This is a genomic window from Paenisporosarcina sp. NPDC076907 (assembly GCF_050269735.1).
GTDB lineage: Bacteria > Bacillota > Bacilli > Bacillales_A > Planococcaceae > Paenisporosarcina.
The window spans coordinates 380,697-398,469 of record NZ_JBNNIX010000002.1; the positions used below are offsets into that span (position 1 = coordinate 380,697).

General features: G+C 39.7%; 19 protein-coding genes. 7 read left to right on the top strand and 12 right to left on the bottom strand.

Translation table 11 applies throughout. The features are described 5' to 3' along the window. Positions 1-92: 92 nt before the first annotated feature. The 5 genes from ACQKEV_RS09615 to ACQKEV_RS09635 form a co-directional block, all read right to left on the bottom strand. Positions 93-1,034 (bottom strand): PstS family phosphate ABC transporter substrate-binding protein, encoded by a 942-nt coding sequence (locus tag ACQKEV_RS09615; protein WP_427445646.1) that lies wholly within the window; start codon positions 1,032-1,034, stop codon positions 93-95. 155 nt (positions 1,035-1,189) lie between these two features. Continuing rightward, positions 1,190-3,391, bottom strand: a complete 2,202-nt coding sequence (locus ACQKEV_RS09620; protein ID WP_427445644.1) for a peptidoglycan D,D-transpeptidase FtsI family protein — start codon at positions 3,389-3,391, stop codon at positions 1,190-1,192. 231 nt (positions 3,392-3,622) lie between these two features. Continuing rightward, positions 3,623-4,231, bottom strand: a complete 609-nt coding sequence (locus ACQKEV_RS09625; protein ID WP_427445642.1) for a superoxide dismutase — start codon at positions 4,229-4,231, stop codon at positions 3,623-3,625. Positions 4,232-4,350: 119 nt separating this feature from the next. Beyond that, positions 4,351-4,830, bottom strand: coding sequence for a DUF456 domain-containing protein (locus tag ACQKEV_RS09630; RefSeq protein ID WP_427445640.1), 480 nt, complete (start codon positions 4,828-4,830; stop codon positions 4,351-4,353). A gap of 81 nt (positions 4,831-4,911) precedes the next feature. Next, positions 4,912-6,543, bottom strand: coding sequence for a Na/Pi cotransporter family protein (locus ACQKEV_RS09635; RefSeq protein WP_427445638.1), 1,632 nt, complete (start codon positions 6,541-6,543; stop codon positions 4,912-4,914). Between the two features lie 186 nt (positions 6,544-6,729). Here ACQKEV_RS09635 and ACQKEV_RS09640 point away from each other — a divergent pair, with 186 nt between their 5' ends. The 4 genes from ACQKEV_RS09640 (at position 6,730) to ACQKEV_RS09655 (ending at position 9,411) form a co-directional block, all read left to right on the top strand. After that, positions 6,730-7,236: a DUF1189 family protein gene (locus ACQKEV_RS09640; RefSeq protein WP_427457857.1), complete on the top strand. Its 507-nt coding sequence runs from the start codon at positions 6,730-6,732 to the stop codon at positions 7,234-7,236. A 48-nt stretch (positions 7,237-7,284) separates the two neighbouring features. Then, positions 7,285-7,617 (top strand): hypothetical protein, encoded by a 333-nt coding sequence (locus tag ACQKEV_RS09645; protein ID WP_427445634.1) that lies wholly within the window; start codon positions 7,285-7,287, stop codon positions 7,615-7,617. Positions 7,618-7,711: 94 nt separating this feature from the next. Further along, positions 7,712-8,818: a flavodoxin-dependent (E)-4-hydroxy-3-methylbut-2-enyl-diphosphate synthase gene (gene ispG, locus ACQKEV_RS09650; RefSeq protein ID WP_427445632.1), complete on the top strand. Its 1,107-nt coding sequence runs from the start codon at positions 7,712-7,714 to the stop codon at positions 8,816-8,818. Between the two features lie 14 nt (positions 8,819-8,832). Next, positions 8,833-9,411, top strand: a complete 579-nt coding sequence (locus ACQKEV_RS09655; RefSeq protein ID WP_427445629.1) for a hypothetical protein — start codon at positions 8,833-8,835, stop codon at positions 9,409-9,411. Positions 9,412-9,449: 38 nt separating this feature from the next. Here the strand turns inward: ACQKEV_RS09655 and ACQKEV_RS09660 are convergent, their stop codons facing one another. Genes ACQKEV_RS09660 through ACQKEV_RS09670 form a run of 3 tightly spaced genes read right to left on the bottom strand, consistent with a single transcriptional unit; the run spans position 9,450 to position 11,493 of the window. Next, the gene (locus tag ACQKEV_RS09660; RefSeq protein WP_427445627.1) at positions 9,450-9,860 is read right to left on the bottom strand and encodes a Fur family transcriptional regulator; all 411 of its coding nucleotides are present in this window, start codon (positions 9,858-9,860) and stop codon (positions 9,450-9,452) included. Next, positions 9,857-10,723 carry a metal ABC transporter permease gene (locus ACQKEV_RS09665; protein ID WP_427445624.1) on the bottom strand — a complete coding sequence of 289 codons (867 nt, stop codon included), beginning with the start codon at positions 10,721-10,723 and terminating at the stop codon, positions 9,857-9,859. The genes ACQKEV_RS09660 and ACQKEV_RS09665 overlap by 4 nt, the downstream gene beginning before the upstream one ends. After that, positions 10,720-11,493 (bottom strand): metal ABC transporter ATP-binding protein, encoded by a 774-nt coding sequence (locus ACQKEV_RS09670; protein WP_427445621.1) that lies wholly within the window; start codon positions 11,491-11,493, stop codon positions 10,720-10,722. Before ACQKEV_RS09670 ends, ACQKEV_RS09665 begins: the two co-directional genes overlap by 4 nt. A 103-nt stretch (positions 11,494-11,596) precedes the next feature. On the opposite strand from ACQKEV_RS09670, the gene ACQKEV_RS09675 reads away from it, so the two are divergent. Beyond that, the gene (locus ACQKEV_RS09675; RefSeq protein ID WP_427445619.1) at positions 11,597-11,836 is read left to right on the top strand and encodes a hypothetical protein; all 240 of its coding nucleotides are present in this window, start codon (positions 11,597-11,599) and stop codon (positions 11,834-11,836) included. A 48-nt stretch (positions 11,837-11,884) separates the two neighbouring features. On the opposite strand, the gene ACQKEV_RS09680 is transcribed toward ACQKEV_RS09675, so the two are convergent. Beyond that, positions 11,885-12,772 carry a deoxyribonuclease IV gene (locus ACQKEV_RS09680; RefSeq protein ID WP_427445616.1) on the bottom strand — a complete coding sequence of 296 codons (888 nt, stop codon included), beginning with the start codon at positions 12,770-12,772 and terminating at the stop codon, positions 11,885-11,887. A gap of 13 nt (positions 12,773-12,785) precedes the next feature. Further along, positions 12,786-14,087 (bottom strand): DEAD/DEAH box helicase, encoded by a 1,302-nt coding sequence (locus tag ACQKEV_RS09685; protein ID WP_427445614.1) that lies wholly within the window; start codon positions 14,085-14,087, stop codon positions 12,786-12,788. Between the two features lie 122 nt (positions 14,088-14,209). On the opposite strand from ACQKEV_RS09685, the gene vrrA reads away from it, so the two are divergent. Continuing rightward, on the top strand, positions 14,210-14,737 hold the full coding sequence (vrrA, locus tag ACQKEV_RS09690; RefSeq protein ID WP_427445612.1) for a VrrA/YqfQ family protein: 528 nt from the start codon (positions 14,210-14,212) through the stop codon (positions 14,735-14,737). 65 nt (positions 14,738-14,802) lie between these two features. Next, positions 14,803-15,780, top strand: a complete 978-nt coding sequence (locus ACQKEV_RS09695) for a 4-hydroxy-3-methylbut-2-enyl diphosphate reductase (protein ID WP_427445610.1) — start codon at positions 14,803-14,805, stop codon at positions 15,778-15,780. Positions 15,781-15,820: 40 nt separating this feature from the next. Here the strand turns inward: ACQKEV_RS09695 and ACQKEV_RS09700 are convergent, their stop codons facing one another. Then, complete coding sequence (locus ACQKEV_RS09700; RefSeq protein ID WP_427445608.1) at positions 15,821-16,939, bottom strand: Nif3-like dinuclear metal center hexameric protein; 1,119 nt, start codon at positions 16,937-16,939, stop codon at positions 15,821-15,823. Then, the gene (locus ACQKEV_RS09705) at positions 16,936-17,634 is read right to left on the bottom strand and encodes a tRNA (adenine(22)-N(1))-methyltransferase (protein WP_427445606.1); all 699 of its coding nucleotides are present in this window, start codon (positions 17,632-17,634) and stop codon (positions 16,936-16,938) included. Before ACQKEV_RS09705 ends, ACQKEV_RS09700 begins: the two co-directional genes overlap by 4 nt. Positions 17,635-17,773: the final 139 nt, after the last annotated feature.

Genomic DNA, 17,773 nt, shown 5'->3' on the forward strand with positions numbered 1-17,773 from the left:
CCTTTTATGTCCTTCCAGCTTTTCTTATCATTTAACAAGAGAAGAGAGTAGCACCAGTGCTACTCACTTCTTTCCCGCTTATTGCAAATCTTTTATTTTAATCCTTCTAATGCTTTAAGATCTTCTTCATACTTATCTTCTGGCAAGCTTACATAGCCAACTGCTTCAGCCATTTCTCCAGCATTTTCAAGTGTAAACTTCATGAAGTCATAAACCGCTTCATTTTCTTTTACCGACGAATTTTTCACATATACGAATAGCGGACGAGAAAATGGTTTATATTCACCAGACTCAATCGTTTCATTCGTTGGTTCAACTCCGTCAATTGTCACAACATTCATTGAATCTTTATTAGCCAAATAGTATGCATAACCGAAGAATCCAATTGCATTTTTATCACCTTGTACACCTTGTACCAATACATTGTCATCTTCAGATAGAGTTGCTGATTTTACGATATCTGCATCTTCAAGAATGACTTCATTGAAGTAATCGAACGTACCAGAGTCTGTACCTGGTGAATAGAATACTACTTCTTCATCTGGCCATTCTGGGTTAATATCTGACCATTTTTTCGTTGTTCCATCTTCTACCCATAACTTTTTAAGATCTTCTACAGTTAAATCTTTTGCCCAGTCGTTATCTTTGTTTACAACGATTGATAACCCATCATTGGCAACTTCTAATTCAGTGTAGTCAATTCCTGCTTCTTTAAGTTTTGCTGCTTCTTCTTCTTTAACTGGACGAGAAGCATTCGAGAAGTCTGTTTCGCCAGCAATGAATTTTTCAAAACCTCCACCTGTACCCGATGCTCCAGCAGTTACTTTAACATCTGGTTGAACAAGTGCATATTCTTCAACTAATGCTTCCGTAATTGGAGCAACTGTAGATGAACCATCCCCAGAAACTGAACCAGACAGTTGCTCTGTCGCTTCACCGTTTCCATTACCTTCTTTTTCTCCATTACCACATGCACCTAGTACAAGTGCTGAGCCAATCATTGTTGACATCATAAAGAATTTCAAGTTTTTCATCCGTTTAGTTCCCCCTAGAGTTGGTTGGTTGTTGTATTCCCTTACAAACAATACTTTAAACGTCCTATGTTGAGGACATATAAACTGAATGTAAAGAATTTGTAAACATAAAAAAGACCATGATATTGAAGTTATCATGGTCTTTATTTCAAATATTATTCAACTGATTTTTCGGTATCTTCTTCTATTATAGTATCGGAAAATGCCGGCTTAATAGATTTTAAGGTAGAGGAATCCACTTCTTCAGAAGCGCCATTTTCTTTTTGTATCGCAAAATAAGCATCGACGACTTCACGTGCTAGGATTGTACCTGTGCTTTCATAGGTGCCATTATAATATGGCGCCCACGGAATCATAACAGCATAAGCAATTTCAGGATTGTCAAATGGTGCGAATCCGATATGCGTAGAGTTGATGGTACTGTCTCCCCAGTTTTCTTGTTTTGGTCCGTAATATACTACTTGGGCAGTTCCGGTTTTACCGGCTGCCTGGAACGGTGCATCTCCAAAGTACGATCTTGCTGAACCTTGATTTCCATAATAAACACGGGACATACCTTTTTTAATATGTTCTATTTGGTTTTGTGTATTGTGAATACGATTCAATATTGTCGGACCAATTTCCGTCACAAGTGAACCCATCGTGATTCCGTCGGATGAAGGTTCTCTAATCTCTTTGACGACATGAGGTTGTACTCGATTACCACCGTTGGCAATAGTTGAGACATATTGTGCCATTTGAAGCGGTGTATATGTATCGAACTGACCAATCGTTAAATCGAGCAGTTTACCTGCTTTCAGTTCTTCTCCTTTAAATCCGCTAGCTTCACCAGGTAAATCAATGCCCGTTGGCACGCCTAAGCCGAATTGAGAATAGGAATTGCGCAGAATGCCAAATGCATCCTTATCAATATTGATAGATTGTTCCGGTTGGTAAATGGCATTCGCTAAACGGAAACCGATTTTAAACATATAAACGTTTGAAGATCTTTCAAGCGCTTGCAGGTCACTCAATGGAATTCTAGAAGAACGATTGAAAATCGAACTTTTCGGCTTTGTTCCTTTAATGCGAATCGGTTCATCCACGATTACTTCATTCATTTCAAGGACACCTTGGTCGTAAGCTGTGAGAATTGTTGCCGGTTTGACGGTTGATCCAATTTCATACGACGTGGTGAATGTCCCGTAAGCATAGTCGTTCATTACTTGTTTACCGTTTTTGTCTTTCCCTAGCTGTTTCCCAACCATTGATATCACTTCACCGGTATTAGGATCCATTATGACAACAAATGCGCGGTCCAATAAGTTTGAACCATTTTTCTTTTTCATATCCAGTAGTTTTGTTTCTACTAAACTTTCGACTTTTGCTTGAATTTCACTGTCGATTGTTAAGACGAGGTCTTTTCCGGGCTGACCTTCAAAGACCGTTTCCGTTTCGGTTACTGTCCCTTTTCCATTGGTAATGTTCTTCACAACAGTTTTTTGGCCTTGAAGGATATCTTCATACTGCTGTTCAATATAACTGCGACCTACCCGATCATTTCTCGTATAATCACGTGCCATGAAGTAGTCCAATTTAGACTTTGGAATCCCTTCTTTTGGAGATGTGGTACGACCTAAAATAGCCAGTGGTGATTTAGGCACTCGCACCCAGTCGGTCGTGGTATTGACGCCAACCATTTCTGTCAGTCGTTCAGAAACACGTGCAAATTCTTCAGGCGTAACATTTTCGCTCTTAATGATTTGGGGTGATAAAGCATAACCGGATGCCATTTCACGGTAAATCGCCAGAACTTCAAGTTGTTCGTCTGTCAAACTGGCAAGTTCTTCTTCCGTTATCCGATCTCGCACTAATTTATCAATTTTTTGTTGAATTTCCGCGGACGTTAGGGTTTCATCAGATAGTAATTTGTTTTCATCTTTTTTGGATACTTTTTCATAAGCTTTTTCTTTATGTAGTTGAATCCAATAATCCTGTTTATCCCGTAATGTCACATTATCTGGCTCTTTTTTGATTAACTTTGCCAGTTTTTCAGCAATGGTTAACATTTCCTCTTGTTTAGTCGTTTGCAGTTTTGTGTAAGTTATTGCGTTTTTAGGTTCGTTATCTACTAAAATACGCCCTGCACTATCATATATTCTTCCTCTTGGAACACTTGAATTTACTGGAATTTCTTCCGTTCTTTCCAGTTCACGGACAAAATCTTCTCCTTTGACAATCTGTAAAAATCCGAGGCGTAAAATGAGGATAGAAAATAACAAAAAGATGGAGAAAAAGAGGATGTTCATTCGAAATGCGACATTTGCGCGTTGTTTTGCTTTTGCACTCGCCGCTCTCTTTTTTGATGTTTTGCGCACTGCAGCAGTCCTCCTTCTAGCATTCTAACTGTAATGTAGTATATCATTTTGCGCAAAAAAACACACACCCATTTAACGAAATGAGTGTGTGTTTTGTTTCATATTTCGATATTTTTCGTGTTGCTTCACGTTTAGTCAGAGATAAAGTACCAGGTCTTCTTCCGAATGAAAAGGAAACACTTCATATATATCCGGAATGAAGCTTTTGTGACAACACTTTATGTTTTCTTATTATTTAGCAGATTCGTAGCGTTTTGAAACTTCATCCCAGTTAACTACATTCCAGAATGCACCAATGTAGTCAGGACGACGGTTTTGGTAGTTCAAGTAATATGCATGCTCCCAAACATCTAATCCAAGGATTGGTGTAGCACCTTCCATGATCGGAGAATCTTGGTTTGGTGTAGAAGTTAATTCTAATTCACCATTATTTACTGATAACCAAGCCCAGCCAGAACCGAAACGAGTAGTAGCTGCTTTAGCAAACTCTTCTTTGAATGCATCAAAGCTACCAAATTTCGTATCAATTGCTTCAGCTAATGCACCTGATGGGTTTCCACCACCGTTTGCAGATAGTAATTCCCAGAACAATGAGTGGTTAGCATGACCGCCACCATTGTTACGAACTGCTGTACGAGCAGACTCAGGAACTGCATCTAGGTTAGCAATCAATTCTTCCACTGATTTGCTAAGAAGGTCATCGTGACCTGCTAGAGCGTTGTTTAAGTTTGTAACATATGTGTTGTGGTGTTTCGTGTGGTGAATATTCATTGTTTCTTTGTCAATATGCGGTTCTAGTGCGTCATACGCGTAAGGTAATTGTGGTAATTCATAAGCCATGTGTCATTTCCTCCTAAAGGATCTCTTATTAGTTTTTACATTTAATAGCGTATCAAAATTAGTACTTTCGTTCAAATATAAACAACGCAATTTTGTGAATTCAGACTTTGGTCTGAAGATCAGACCACCCAAAAGAAAATGGCGATCATGACAATTTGCACAACACCCTTTGTAATTACCGAAGTCAAGAACCCTATTACTGAACCAAAACCAGTCTTAATTGCTTGTTTGATAGATGAACGGGTAATGAGTAACTCTGCAATAATGGCACCTAAAAACGGTCCGAGAATGATTCCCGCGAATGGCAAAACAATCGGTCCTATTAGTAACCCAATCGTGCTTCCCCATATTCCGGCCTTGCTACCCCCATATTTTTTAACACCAAATGCATTTGCCATCATGTCCGCTCCAAAAAGCAAAATAACAAATAATATTTGGATTAACCAGAACCACCATGGCAGTTCAGCAAAAGAGAAAAACACGCCATGCAACAAAAATCCACCCATAATAAAAATGACAGATGGAATAATCGGGTAGACCAGCCCTATGAATCCGATAACAAAACTGATTATAATTAATGCCCAGCCTAAAATTTCCATGTTTCCCCTCCAAATAAAAAAATCTCCTCTTAATCGTGCCTTACATCTTGGTAGATGTAAAGCACTAGAGGAGATTTCATTTTATGCTCTTTTACCTAAAACGGCTTCCGCAATATTAACAGCGTGATCACCGATTCGTTCTAAATTACTTACGATATCCACAAAGACAATCCCTGCTTGAGGAGAACATATGCCTTCATTGAGACGTAAAATATGTCTCTTCCGGAATTTACGTTCCATTTTATCAATTAAATCTTCTTGTTGAGCAACTTCACGCGCTAATTCGTGACTGTTCAAATCTAATGCTTCTAACGCTTTCTCAACAGTTTCTATTGTTAATGTAAACATGTCTGTTAAATCTGCAAGCGCCTCTTCTGTTAATTTAAGGCGGTTAACTTCTTGGTAGTCAGTTAATTCGATGATGTTTTCGAAGTGATCGCCCACTCGTTCAATATCACGAACAGTCTCCATTAACATGATATGGCGTGATGAATCAGCAGGCGAAATTGATTCAGCAGAAATTTTCACTAAATAATCGGTGATTTTGTGATCCAGATTATTTATTGCGTCTTCCAGTTGATAGCCTGTTTCAGCATGTTTTTTGTTATGCGTTTTTAAATATTCGAATGATACCTGCAAACCTTGAACGCTGAATCGACCCATTCGCAAGATTTCTTCTTTCGCCTGTCCGATCGCAATGGAAGGTGCAGTCTCAATGAAATGAGGATCTAAATGTTTAGGTTTATATTCAATCGTCACTTCTTCACCTGGGATAAATTTCGTTACCAAGTATGCCCAAGCACCGATTAAGGGAAATTGTATGATTGTGTTTACGATATTAAAAGTACCATGAGCAAAAGCAATCTGCATTTTTTCTTCTAAATCTAAAACTCCGGATAACCACTCTACATACATCGTAAACGGTCCTAGAATTATCATGAAGATAACTGTACCTACTACATTGAATAAAACGTGTGTAGCTGCTGCGCGTTTAGCCGCAATAGATGCACCAACTGAAGCAAGAACTGCAGTTATTGTCGTTCCTATATTATCACCAAAGAGTACTGGTAATGAAGCATTTAAGTCTAGTATTCCTTCTGAATATAAACCTTGAAGTATACCGACAGTTGCACTGGAGCTTTGAACGACTAATGTAAACACGGTTCCGACAATTACACCAAGAATGGAATGTTCACTCATATTAATTGTTAAGTCGATAAATGCTGGTAATTCACGAAGAGGTTTCATACCACCACTCATTAGTTCCATCCCTAAGAATAACCCACCAAAACCAAAAATAACTTCACCTAAGTTTTGTACCTGGTTTTTCTTGAAGAAGAAAATCAGGAATGCACCTAATGCCATTATTGGAAGTGCTGCTTCTCCTACGTCGAACCCAATAATGAATGCCGTTACTGTTGTACCTATATTAGCACCCATGATGACACCGATTGCTTGTCTTAATGTCATAAAGCCGGCACTAACAAGACCTACGGTAATAACCGTCGTACCCGAACTGGATTGAATTAAAATCGTAACAGCGATCCCGACCAAAACGCCCATAAAGGGGTTCGTCGTAAATCGATCCAAAATATCACGTAAGCGATTTCCTGCTGCTTTTTGCAACCCGTCACCCATGTATTTAATAGCGAACAAGAAAATCCCTAGACCGCCAATAAATTGAAACAGCATTTCCTGCCAATTAAGTTCCACGATTCAACCTCAACTCCTATTTCGACAATCTTCAACAGTCCCAATTATGTAGAGTTTAACAAAGGTATGTAAAGGTCCTTCACATAAAATTTACAATTACTTAACATTCTGTACCACTTTGTACGTATTTTGTACAAAAATTCCTTAAAATTCACCTTTAGAAAGTAGTATGATAGTGAATAAGGAGTGATTTTCTTGTCATTAGTTCAACTATTTCTCGCTTCAATAACTAGTCCAAAAAAAATTGCCGCTTTCCGGCTACTGCCTATTGGCAAGGTGCTTACATATGTGTTCGTATTTGTCGCAATCCTATCTATACTGTCCTTCATACAATTTACGACGGAACTTAAAAATGACTCTTCTTCGATCGTTGGTTTACTAGACTATGTAGAAGACATGGAGTGGATTCTGTACCCCTTTGCCTTCATCATTCAATTTATAATGTCGACACTATTAATCTTCATCCGAATTAGTATAATGGCATACGTGGGAATGCTGATTCTTAAAGGATGGAAACGGCGCGGAGATTATCGACACGTCTGGCGTACCACTGCATTTGCCTATACAGTCCCGACCTTGATTTCGATTGTTTTCCTATTTAGTGGCCTATCAGACGGATGGATTACCCTCAGTACTACTATAGTTTGTGTCATCTATTTAGCACTTGCCCTAAAATACTATCCAAAAAAATAAGTATATTCCTTCTTTCATCAGCATACGTTGAGGAAAGGGGGATTTTTTATGCGCATAATTGGACTCGCAATTTTAATACTATTACTTTCATATATAATAAAAGTTGATTTACTGGATGGCACTATCTCTTTGGCTGCTTTTACAAATAGTGAACCTGAATGCCTACAAGAAGACGAATATATTGTCTTTCCTGTTCAGACGCTCGAAGGAGATACTGTATTGTCGTTATTCAGTGTTTACCCATCTGAGGTTTGGGTCAGCTTCCCTGAACGATTGGAAGCTTTCTACAAAGAAAATCCTCATTTACGAAACCAGACACTGCGTGCAGGCGAATTTGTCGATGTTCCCATTTACAAAGATACACAAAAATCCTGTTCATAATTACCAAGTAACGTTTCCTCCTTGTCATATCCTTTTCATGACTGCTAAAATAAAGAGTAGTGAAGGCTTTTAGCCCGAAAAGGAGAGAATTTTCATGAGTGAAATTATTCACCGTTCCAAAACTCGCCCCGTTCGTGTAGGCGAAATTACTATTGGTGGCAGTAATGAACTTTTCATACAGAGTATGACCACAACAAAAACACATGATGTTGAAGCAACTGTTGCAGAGATTCTGCGTCTCGAAGAAGCAGGTTGTCAAATTGTCCGCGTAGCATGCCCGGATGATCGTGCGGCAGATGCCATTGCTGAAATTAAAAAACGTATCAATATTCCACTTGTTGTGGATATTCACTTTGATTATAAATTAGCATTGAAGGCAATTGAAAATGGAGCGGACAAAATCCGCATTAATCCGGGTAACATTGGCCGTCGTGAAAAAGTGGAAGCCGTTGTTAACGCTGCTAAGGCAAAGGGTATTCCAATTCGTATCGGTGTAAATGCTGGATCTCTTGAACGCAAAATTATTGAGAAATATGGCTACCCTACGGCAGATGGTATGGTTGAAAGTGCCCTGCATCATATAAAAATATTAGAAGACTTGGATTTCCACGATATTATCGTATCTTTAAAAGCATCTGATGTTAGCTTAGCGATTGAAGCATATGTGAAAGCTTCACAAGCATTCGACTACCCTCTGCACCTTGGCATTACAGAATCCGGCACATTAGTAAACGGCTCTATCAAGAGTGCTGCTGGACTTGGTGCACTTTTAAGTCATGGAATTGGTAATACATTACGTGTGTCTTTAAGTGCGGATCCTGTAGAAGAAATAAAAGTTGCACGTGAATTATTGAAAGTGTTCGGTCTTTCTTCAAATGCCGCAACTTTAATTTCATGTCCAACTTGCGGTCGGATTGAAATCGATTTGATTTCCATTGCAAACGAAGTAGAAGATTACATTTCAACCATCAAAGCACCGATTAAAGTCGCAGTACTGGGATGTGCAGTAAATGGACCAGGAGAAGCCCGTGAAGCCGATATCGGCATTGCTGGTGCCCGTGGTGAAGGATTGTTGTTCATGAAAGGTAAAACAGTCCGTAAAGTGCCTGAAGCAACGATGGTTGAAGAACTGAAAGTAGAAATTGATAAGATTGCCCAGGAATACTTCGACAAACAAGCTTTGGAAAAAACAAACGCGTAAAGGAGTTTCAGCATATGTCAAACTACCGATTCGGTATCGATATAGATGGTACGGTCACATGTCCGACTTCTTTACTCCCCCATATCAATAAAGCTTTTGAATGCAACTTGGTACTGGACGATATTAAAGAATACGATTTAACAAAAGTTTTCCCGGTTACATCGGAAGAATTTTATAAATGGTTTAAGCAAGCCGAACCTGAAATTTATGCAACTTCCCCTATTCAGTTAGATGCACACGCCATTTTGACTCAATGGAAGAAAGAGCATGAATTGTATTTCATTTCGGCTCGTGGTCACAATGTACGCGACGTGACATTGCAATGGTTTATTGAACAAAATCTTGAGTACGATCATATCGAACTGATTGGAACACACGATAAAATTCAAACTGCACGTAATTTTGAAATTGATGTATTTTTTGAAGATAAACATGACAATGCAGTCGGCATAGCGGAAGAATTAAACATTCCGGTATTATTGTTCAACACACCATATAATCAAGATGCAGTCCCAAACGGGGTAATTCGAGTGAATAACTGGCGTGAAGCAGACAATTGGATCCAACATACCTTTCTAAAACAAAAAGCGTGAGGCCTATGCCTCACGCTTTTTTAATGTCTCGAAACTTCTTATTGGCACTCCGGACATTTGCCGTAAATTTCGAATTTATGATTATCAATTTGATAGGCAGGCAATTTCTCTTCGAGCAAATCCATTGGACATAAATGAATTTCTTTGATTTTGCCACACTCCATGCAAATGAAATGATGATGGTGATGGTCCGTTTCACACTGCATCCTGAAATGACGTTCTCCGGATAACTCGGTTTCTTCTAGAATTCCAAGCTCAACGAATGTGCTCAAGTTTCGATAAATCGTGTCATAACTCATCCCTGGGTAATCCTTCTTCATAACGTCAAGCAAATCACGCGCTGTCAAATAGCGTTCATTATCTTTGAACAAATTCAAAATCTGCTCTCTTTTATCCGTTTTTTTATAGCCTCTTTCTTTTAAAACGTCCCATGCCTTCGGAATATTCATACGAGACGACCCCTTTCATTCTTCGTCACGACACTCAACCAGATCTTTTTAGCAATTAATACAATCAGTAAAATTGCGATGGATGTCACGACGATTGTTCCTCCGGGTGCAATATTTAAGTAAAAAGCAGTCACTAGACCGATAATCACTGCAGCCTCTCCGAATAAAACAGCATACAGTATGGCTTGTTTAAACCCTTTTGCAAGACGCATGCTTGCAGCAACCGGTAAGGTCATTAAGGATGATACAAGTAGAATTCCTACAATACGCATACTCGCAGCAATGACGAGAGCGGTAACAATCATAAACAACAAATGAACCCATTTCGCAGGAAGACCGGATGCTTTCGCATATTCCTCGTCAAAAGATAATAAAAATAATTCTTTATAAAACATCACCAAAAACACGATGACAATGAAAGCAATGACAAGAACAATCCACAAATCTTGTCGACTAACAGCTGAAACCGAGCCAAATAAATAACCGAATAAATCAGAACTGAATCCATTGGCTAATGAAATGAAAATGGCACTAAAACCGATACCGGCAGACATAATAATGGGAATCGCCAATTCTTCATAATGTTTATACAAACGTCGCAATCTTTCAATCAAAACTGACCCCGTAACAGCTGCGACAATCCCTAAATATAATGGGTTTAATAAGGCAAAAAAGGCAGTTGTTTGCGATAAATATAAACTTCCGGCAATTCCCGCTAAAGTGACATGGCTTAGAGCATCTGCAATGAGTGATAGTCTCCTGACGACAATGAATACACCAAGAAGTGGTGCAATCAACCCAATGATAATGCCAGAAGCGAAAGCATTCTGCAAAAATTCATAGTTAAATAATGCTGATATCATCGAGATCCCTCACTTTTCGCATGGTGAATTTTACGAACCGAGTGACCATACCAAGCTTGACGATCTTCATCGCTCAGCTGAACAAAATCATTTTTGAAGCCGTGGAAGTGAATGGTCTGATTCAAACAGGCCACATGACTAATGTTGCTTGAAACCGTATCGACATCATGCGTCACAAGAATAAGAGTAATCTGCTGTTCACGATTCAATTCCGCAAGCATATTATAAAACGATTGCACATGCTGATGATCGATTCCTACGGTTGGTTCGTCCAATATTAAGCACTTTGGCTCAGCAACCAGCGCTCGTGCGATAAACACCCGCTGTTGTTGACCACCAGACAACTCTCCGATCGATTGATTCAGAAAATCAACCATTCCGACAGCTAGCAAAGCTTTTTCAACTCGTTGTTTCACGTCTTTCGGATATTTATTAAATAGTCCTGATTTTTTCACGAGACCACTTGCAACAACTTCATATACGGTCGCAGGAAAACCAGAATTGAATGCATTGGATTTTTGTGAAACATATCCAATCCATTCTCTATTTTTAAAGTCCCTACTTTTCTGACCAAATAATTCAACTTTCCCAGAAGACGGCTTTAATAATCCTAAAATAATTTTCAACAATGTAGACTTCCCTGAACCATTTGGTCCCAAAACTGCTAGAAAATCACCTTGTTTTACCTGTAAAGAAATGTTTTTCAACACAACTGTCTGATCATATTGAAATGACACATCTTGTAGTTCGATATTATATGGCGCTTTCATCAAGCTCGCCTCTTTCTAATTCATAATCATTACGATTTACAATGGATTAGTATAACGAAGAAACGACAAGAAGTAAACTTAATTATCTTGAAAGGATGACTTAGTGGATATTTGGGAACTGATTCAAGCAATTAAAGATAAACCTGATGAGGAAATTGCCAAAATGACGAGCATACTTCCTGTTACGCTGACGCCTGCCGAAGTAAAACAAGTCCGTCCAATTTTTGAAAAGGCTTCACTGCAATGGCTTCTGTTTGGCCCACCGGCGCATGTTCATAAACAACTTCAAACGATTCTTGGTAATACACGGACTAAAAAACTATTTGCTCATTTTGGTCTTTAAACTAGACAAAAAAGACTCAAGCAAAAAGTTGCTTGAGTCTTTTTTGATTTAAGCACGCAAATTTTCAATGCTTTCCGGCATGAACGTTTGTTGCTTGAACATTTCAATTTCGTAGAAATATGGTGGTTTTTTGTTTTTTGCATCTAAGCCAACGAAAGGCGTTTCAAGAATTTTAGGTACTGAAGTCAATTGGGGATGATGCACGATATAGTTGAGTGCATCAAAACCTATTTCACCAAACCCTATATTCTCATGACGGTCTTTGCTTGCACCACGGATATTTTTACTGTCATTGATATGAAGAACTTTCAAACGATCCAGTCCGATCAATTGATCAAATCGATTCAATACACCATCGAAATCATTCACGATATCATAACCAGCATCATGTGTATGGCATGTATCAAAACATACCGACATTCTTTCGTTATGTGTCACGCCATTAATTATCTCTGCAAGTTCTTCAAAAGATCGACCACATTCAGTACCTTTTCCTGCCATCGTTTCTAAAGCGATTTGCACAGGGAAATCTTGCGTAAGCACTTCATTTAAGCCTTCAATAATCTTTGCAATGCCAACATCCGCTCCAGCCCCAACATGAGCTCCGGGATGGAGGACGATTTGTTTAGCACCTAGAGCTGCAGTTCGCTCAATCTCTTTTTGTAAAAAGTCGACGCCAAGTGAAAATGTTTCTGGCTTTAATGAGTTCCCGATATTAATGATATAAGGTGCATGAACAACTATATTAGACATTCCATTCGCCATCATATGTGCTTGTCCCGCTTCAATATTCAAATCTTCAATCGGTTTACGGCGCGTGTTTTGAGGTGCACCTGTATAAATCATTAAAGTGTTGGCACCATACGACGCTGCCTCTTCACTTGCTGAAACTAGCATGTTTTTCCCACTCATGGAAACATGTGAACCTAATAACATAAAGAACACCCCTTTACTTTTTACGGTTTTTGATGCGGCGTTCTCTCTTTTTAATTTTATCCATTTCCCATTTCATATTACGTTTGTATCCTGGTTTTACTTTTTTCGGTTTACGGACCATTGATTTTGCTTTCGCATCTATTTCATCTTCAGTCGTCTTTTTGCGATTTTTGCGTGTGTGACGTTCTTTTAAAGTTGACCACTCACCATCAACGACATCGACATGAACAAACGGGATTCCCATTTTTTCAATACGGATAATCGCGTCTTCGTCAGTCGGTTCATATAATGTAATAGCTGTGCCTTCCAAACCGGCACGAGCTGTACGTCCAACACGGTGAATAAAGAACTCCAAGTCTTCTGGCAGTTCATAGTTAATCACGTGACTTACACCTTGAATGTCAATTCCACGAGCAGCAAGATCCGTTGCCACAATGTATTGATACTCAAGATCGCGGACTTGTTTCATCATGCGTGTACGTTCACGAGGCGCTAAGTCCCCATGGATTCGTCCAACACGATAACCAGCTTCAGCTAAATAATTGGCAACATCATCTGCATTTTTTCGAGTGTTTGCAAAAATAATCGCCAAGTAGGGATTAATTCCATTCAACACTTCAACCAATCGTTTCTTTTTCGACTTACTTCGGACTGGAACCAGATTGAAGACAATTCCTTCTGCCACCGGACGTTTTTCACCAATATTAATGTGTACTGGAGATTCCATGTATTTTTTCAAGAATGGCTGCAAGCGTTCAGGAATGGTCGCAGAGAATACGAACATTTCAAGTGAATCTGGCATTTTTCCTGCAAAAGCATCAATATCTTCGATAAAGCCCATGTCAAAAGCGAGGTCTGCTTCATCTACTACTAATATAGGTGCCGTATGAACCAGCAAAGCATTTTCTTTAACTAAGTCACGAATACGACCTGGTGTCCCAACAACAATATGTGGTTGTGATTTTAACTTGTCAATCGAACGTTGTTTATCAGTACCACCGATAAATATTTTTGATTGAATTTCCGTACCTTCAGTCAGTTTGCTTAGTTCTTCGAAAATTTGTGAAGCAAGTTCACGCGTTGGGGACGTAATGATAGCTTGTAATTCTGCTTTGCCAGTGATGATTCGCTCAACAATCGGAATTAAAAAACTATGCGTTTTCCCTGTACCCGTATGTGCTTGGCCAATCGCACTTTTTCCTTTAAGAATTAGAGGTATCATTTCTTTTTGAATAGGGGTTGGTTCGGTAAAACCTAATTTACTAATGGCATTCTGTAAAAAAGGTTGGAAATCATAATCTGTATATTTGGACATTTTTGTCCCTCCTTACGTTCTTTCATTGTAACATGTTTTGTCTATTTTGAAGACCATCAGCTTATCATAGTTGTAGTGTGCCCTCTGCGTCAATTAACTATTTATTTAGAAAGGAGGATTATATGCGTTATCAATCATTTTATCCATTCGCACAATCACAAATACCGAATGTTGCGCAACGCTTCCCAGTTCCGCCAGGCAATCTTCCTGGCGGTCTATCCCAATCGCCTTTTGGCGGTTTCTTAGGTGGTCTAGGTGGCCTAGGCGGTTTAGGTGGGACAGCTGGTAGAGGTGGTTTAGGTGGTTTAGGTGGGACAGCTGGTAGAGGTGGTTTTCGTGGTTTAGGGAATGCTTTAGGAAATTCTGGATTGCCGCAAGGAGCCAACCGTATTGAGCAGTTCATGGAAACCGCTGACCGTTTCTTGAACACTGCTCAGAAACTGACACCAATGGTCCAACAAGTTGCACCTATGGTTCAAAACATCCCGGCGTTATTTAAAATTTACAGAGGTTTTCAAAACATGCCTGATGCCACATCTACTGCCTCCGCCGCCGCTAGTGGTGCTGTCCGAAATGCTGCATCTGCTGCATCCGCTGCCCCCCGCACTGTTGGGGCATCACAACCACGAATTTTCCAGCCACCAATTTGATTTTTGAATTCACCACTCCTCTCCGTTATAATAGAAATTAACAACTTCTGAGAGGAGTGCTACATATGCAAGTACTCAAAATTTCCCCACGTGGTTATTGTTACGGCGTCGTGGATGCAATGGTTATCGCTCGTAATGCAGCGATGGATACTTCCCTTCCACGCCCGATTTATATATTAGGTATGATCGTTCATAACAAACATGTAACCGATGCCTTTGAAAATGATGGGATTATTACGCTGGATGGAGAAAATCGTAAAGAAATACTGGATAAAGTGGATGGCGGAACCGTTATCTTCACTGCCCATGGTGTATCGCCTGAAGTTCGTGAATTAGCCAAACAAAAAGGTCTAGTTTCGATTGATGCCACTTGTCCTGATGTCACAGTTACTCACGATTTAATTCGTGAGAAAACTGCCGAAGGTTACCAGGTCATTTACATTGGTAAAAAAGGACATCCAGAGCCAGAAGGCGCTGTAGGTGTGGCACCACACGCTGTCCATTTGGTACAAACGGTTGAAGACGTCGAACAATTAAACATCCAGGCAGATAAATTGATTGTTACGAACCAAACGACGATGAGTCAATGGGACGTTGCTGCTCTAATGGAAAAATTATCACTAAAATATCCTCATATCGAAGTGCATAAAGAAATTTGCCTGGCTACACAAGTTCGACAAGAAGCTGTAGCAGATCAGGCAGGAGCTGCCGAATTGTTGATTGTTGTCGGAGATCCAATGAGTAATAATTCAAATCGACTGACACAAGTCTCTGAAGAAATTGCCAACACTCCTTCCTACCGAATTTCTGATTTGTCGGAGCTTAGACTGGAATGGCTAGAAGGCATTGAACGAATTGCCGTGACAGCTGGCGCTTCTACACCGACACCTATCGTAAAAGAAGTTGTCCACTTTTTAGAGAAGTATGACCCACTTGATCCACAGACCCATCATTTAGAACGGACAGTTACGATTGACAAAATTTTACCAAAAATCAAAACGCCTAAACCTGTAGATCGAATTGAACCTTATAAACTTACGTAATGAAAAAGCTATCCAGTGTTTAATAACTGGATAGCTTTTTTTATAGAATTCTGAACGGTTCAGTTGAAATTTTCGATGCAATAAAAGTACAGTCGAATTTTTTCTCAATACACATCCTGTTCATTTTTTTGGAAACACCTTTTTTCATAATCGATTCAACATGGTGGCCCGGATCAATTACATTCAGACCAAGTGCTTGCGCATCCTGAGCTACATGGAAATACAAATCCCCAGTGACCAGGACATCTGCGCCTGCCCTTTTGGCTTTTTGAATGTACTTATTGCCATCGCCACCAAGAACAGCAACTTTACGAATGTTTGCTCCAGCCTCGCCAACAATGCGTACAAAAGGTACAGATAGTCGGTCTTTAACTTGTTGCGCAAACTCATCAAGAGACATTGGCTGTTCAAGAATTCCTATACGACCGATGCCTTGTTCCTGTGTTTTTGTATCAAGCGTCCATAAATCAAACGCCACTTCTTCATAAGGATGTTGTGCATACATGGCTTTCAGAACCTTGGATTTGATGGAAGCAGGGAATACCACTTCCACTTTCTCCTCAATCACTTCTTCCAAGTGATTCTTTGTACCAATAGCAGGGTTCGCACCTTCTAATGGTTGGAATCTCCCCGTCCCACCAGATGAAAAACTACAGCTGTCGTAATTGCCAATTTTACCAGCTCCTGCAATAGCAAGCGACTTTCGTATATCCCCTGAGGCAGAAGTCGGTACATACACAGCTAACTTCATCATCGGTTCTGCATATGTTTCTTCAAGCATAGTGATTTCTTTCAATCCAAGTGCTTCTGCTAACAAATCATTGACCCCGCCCGGTGCCACATCAAGATTGGTATGGGCCGCATATACCGCGATGTCATGCTTAATACAAAGAGCAAACATTTCACCTGATGGCGAATCGGTACGTAAATTTTTTAAAGGACGGAAAATTGGTGGATGATGTGCGAAAATCATCTGGCATTTTTGATCAATTGCTTCCTGGATAACTTCAAGTGTCACATCCAGTGTGACCAATACTTTTTGTATCGGTCGATTCAATTGGCCGATTTGTAAACCGATGGGGTCATCATCCAATGCATAAAATTTTGGCGACCACGACTCAAACAATTGAATGATTTCGTGTCCATTCGCAGTTTTCATGCACCAAGAACCTCCTTAACAATCGTCAATTTCTCTTCGACTTCTTCTTTCTTCATCTGAACTTCTTTCGATAATTCAGCAACGCGAATCGCTTCTAATATACGTTTCCATTCAGCTGATTCTTTTTGCCATTTTTTTCGGAACACATCATTACGAACCTTCATTAAAAATGGGCCAAGCAATAATTCGGCTGCAGATAGAGTCATCTTCCCTCTTTCCAACACCAGTATTTCGTATATTTTGTCGTCTTCTTGCAAAATTTCTTCTGCCACAATCTTCCAGTCATTTAATAACGCCCATTCACGTATTGCTTTCGCATGAATATTCGGTTGTAAAATAAGCCTGTTGACCGTTTTTAATTTGTCGATATCTTGATCTAGAATGGAGGCAATCAATGGCCCTCCCATCCCTGCAATAGTCACTGTATCAACATGATCTTCACTTTCAATTGCTTGCAGTCCGTTTGCAAACCGAACCGTTATGTAATCTTGTAATTGTTCAGCGCGAACTTGCTTGCGTGCGGATTCATACGGTCCTTTTGCCACTTCACCCGCAACTGCTTTGTCCGCGATTTGCTGGTGAACGAGATAACATGGTAAATATGCGTGGTCACTTCCGATATCCGCCACGATTGAACCTTTTTCAACATATGAAGCGACACGTGTTAATCGCTCTGAGAGACGTTGTGCGTTCAACGAAATCCTCTCCTTTCTTCTATAAACAAGATTGTACCATAGACACGAAAAAACGGGTTGCAGAAGGTGAATGAGATGAGCGGCGGTTCGATCTATTTGTCTATTGGGGGATTGGTGGTGTCTATTCGCGTTCCAGCAT

Bases quoted from the DNA above. Each gene is read 5' to 3' on its own strand.
- ACQKEV_RS09670 (WP_427445621.1), bottom strand. From the start codon at position 11,493: ATGAAAGCGCCATATAATATCGAACTACAAGATGTGTCATTTCAATAT.
- ACQKEV_RS09700 (WP_427445608.1), bottom strand. From the start codon at position 16,939: ATGAAAACTGCGAATGGACACGAAATCATTCAATTGTTTGAGTCGTGG.
- vrrA (WP_427445612.1), top strand. From the start codon at position 14,210: ATGCGTTATCAATCATTTTATCCATTCGCACAATCACAAATACCGAAT.
- ACQKEV_RS09665 (WP_427445624.1), bottom strand. From the start codon at position 10,723: ATGATATCAGCATTATTTAACTATGAATTTTTGCAGAATGCTTTCGCT.
- ACQKEV_RS09695 (WP_427445610.1), top strand. From the start codon at position 14,803: ATGCAAGTACTCAAAATTTCCCCACGTGGTTATTGTTACGGCGTCGTG.
- ACQKEV_RS09655 (WP_427445629.1), top strand. From the start codon at position 8,833: ATGTCAAACTACCGATTCGGTATCGATATAGATGGTACGGTCACATGT.
- ACQKEV_RS09645 (WP_427445634.1), top strand. From the start codon at position 7,285: ATGCGCATAATTGGACTCGCAATTTTAATACTATTACTTTCATATATA.
- ACQKEV_RS09630 (WP_427445640.1), bottom strand. From the start codon at position 4,830: ATGGAAATTTTAGGCTGGGCATTAATTATAATCAGTTTTGTTATCGGA.
- ACQKEV_RS09615 (WP_427445646.1), bottom strand. From the start codon at position 1,034: ATGAAAAACTTGAAATTCTTTATGATGTCAACAATGATTGGCTCAGCA.
- ACQKEV_RS09660 (WP_427445627.1), bottom strand. From the start codon at position 9,860: ATGAATATTCCGAAGGCATGGGACGTTTTAAAAGAAAGAGGCTATAAA.
- ACQKEV_RS09685 (WP_427445614.1), bottom strand. From the start codon at position 14,087: ATGTCCAAATATACAGATTATGATTTCCAACCTTTTTTACAGAATGCC.
- ACQKEV_RS09680 (WP_427445616.1), bottom strand. From the start codon at position 12,772: ATGTTATTAGGTTCACATGTTTCCATGAGTGGGAAAAACATGCTAGTT.
- ACQKEV_RS09625 (WP_427445642.1), bottom strand. From the start codon at position 4,231: ATGGCTTATGAATTACCACAATTACCTTACGCGTATGACGCACTAGAA.
- ispG (WP_427445632.1), top strand. From the start codon at position 7,712: ATGAGTGAAATTATTCACCGTTCCAAAACTCGCCCCGTTCGTGTAGGC.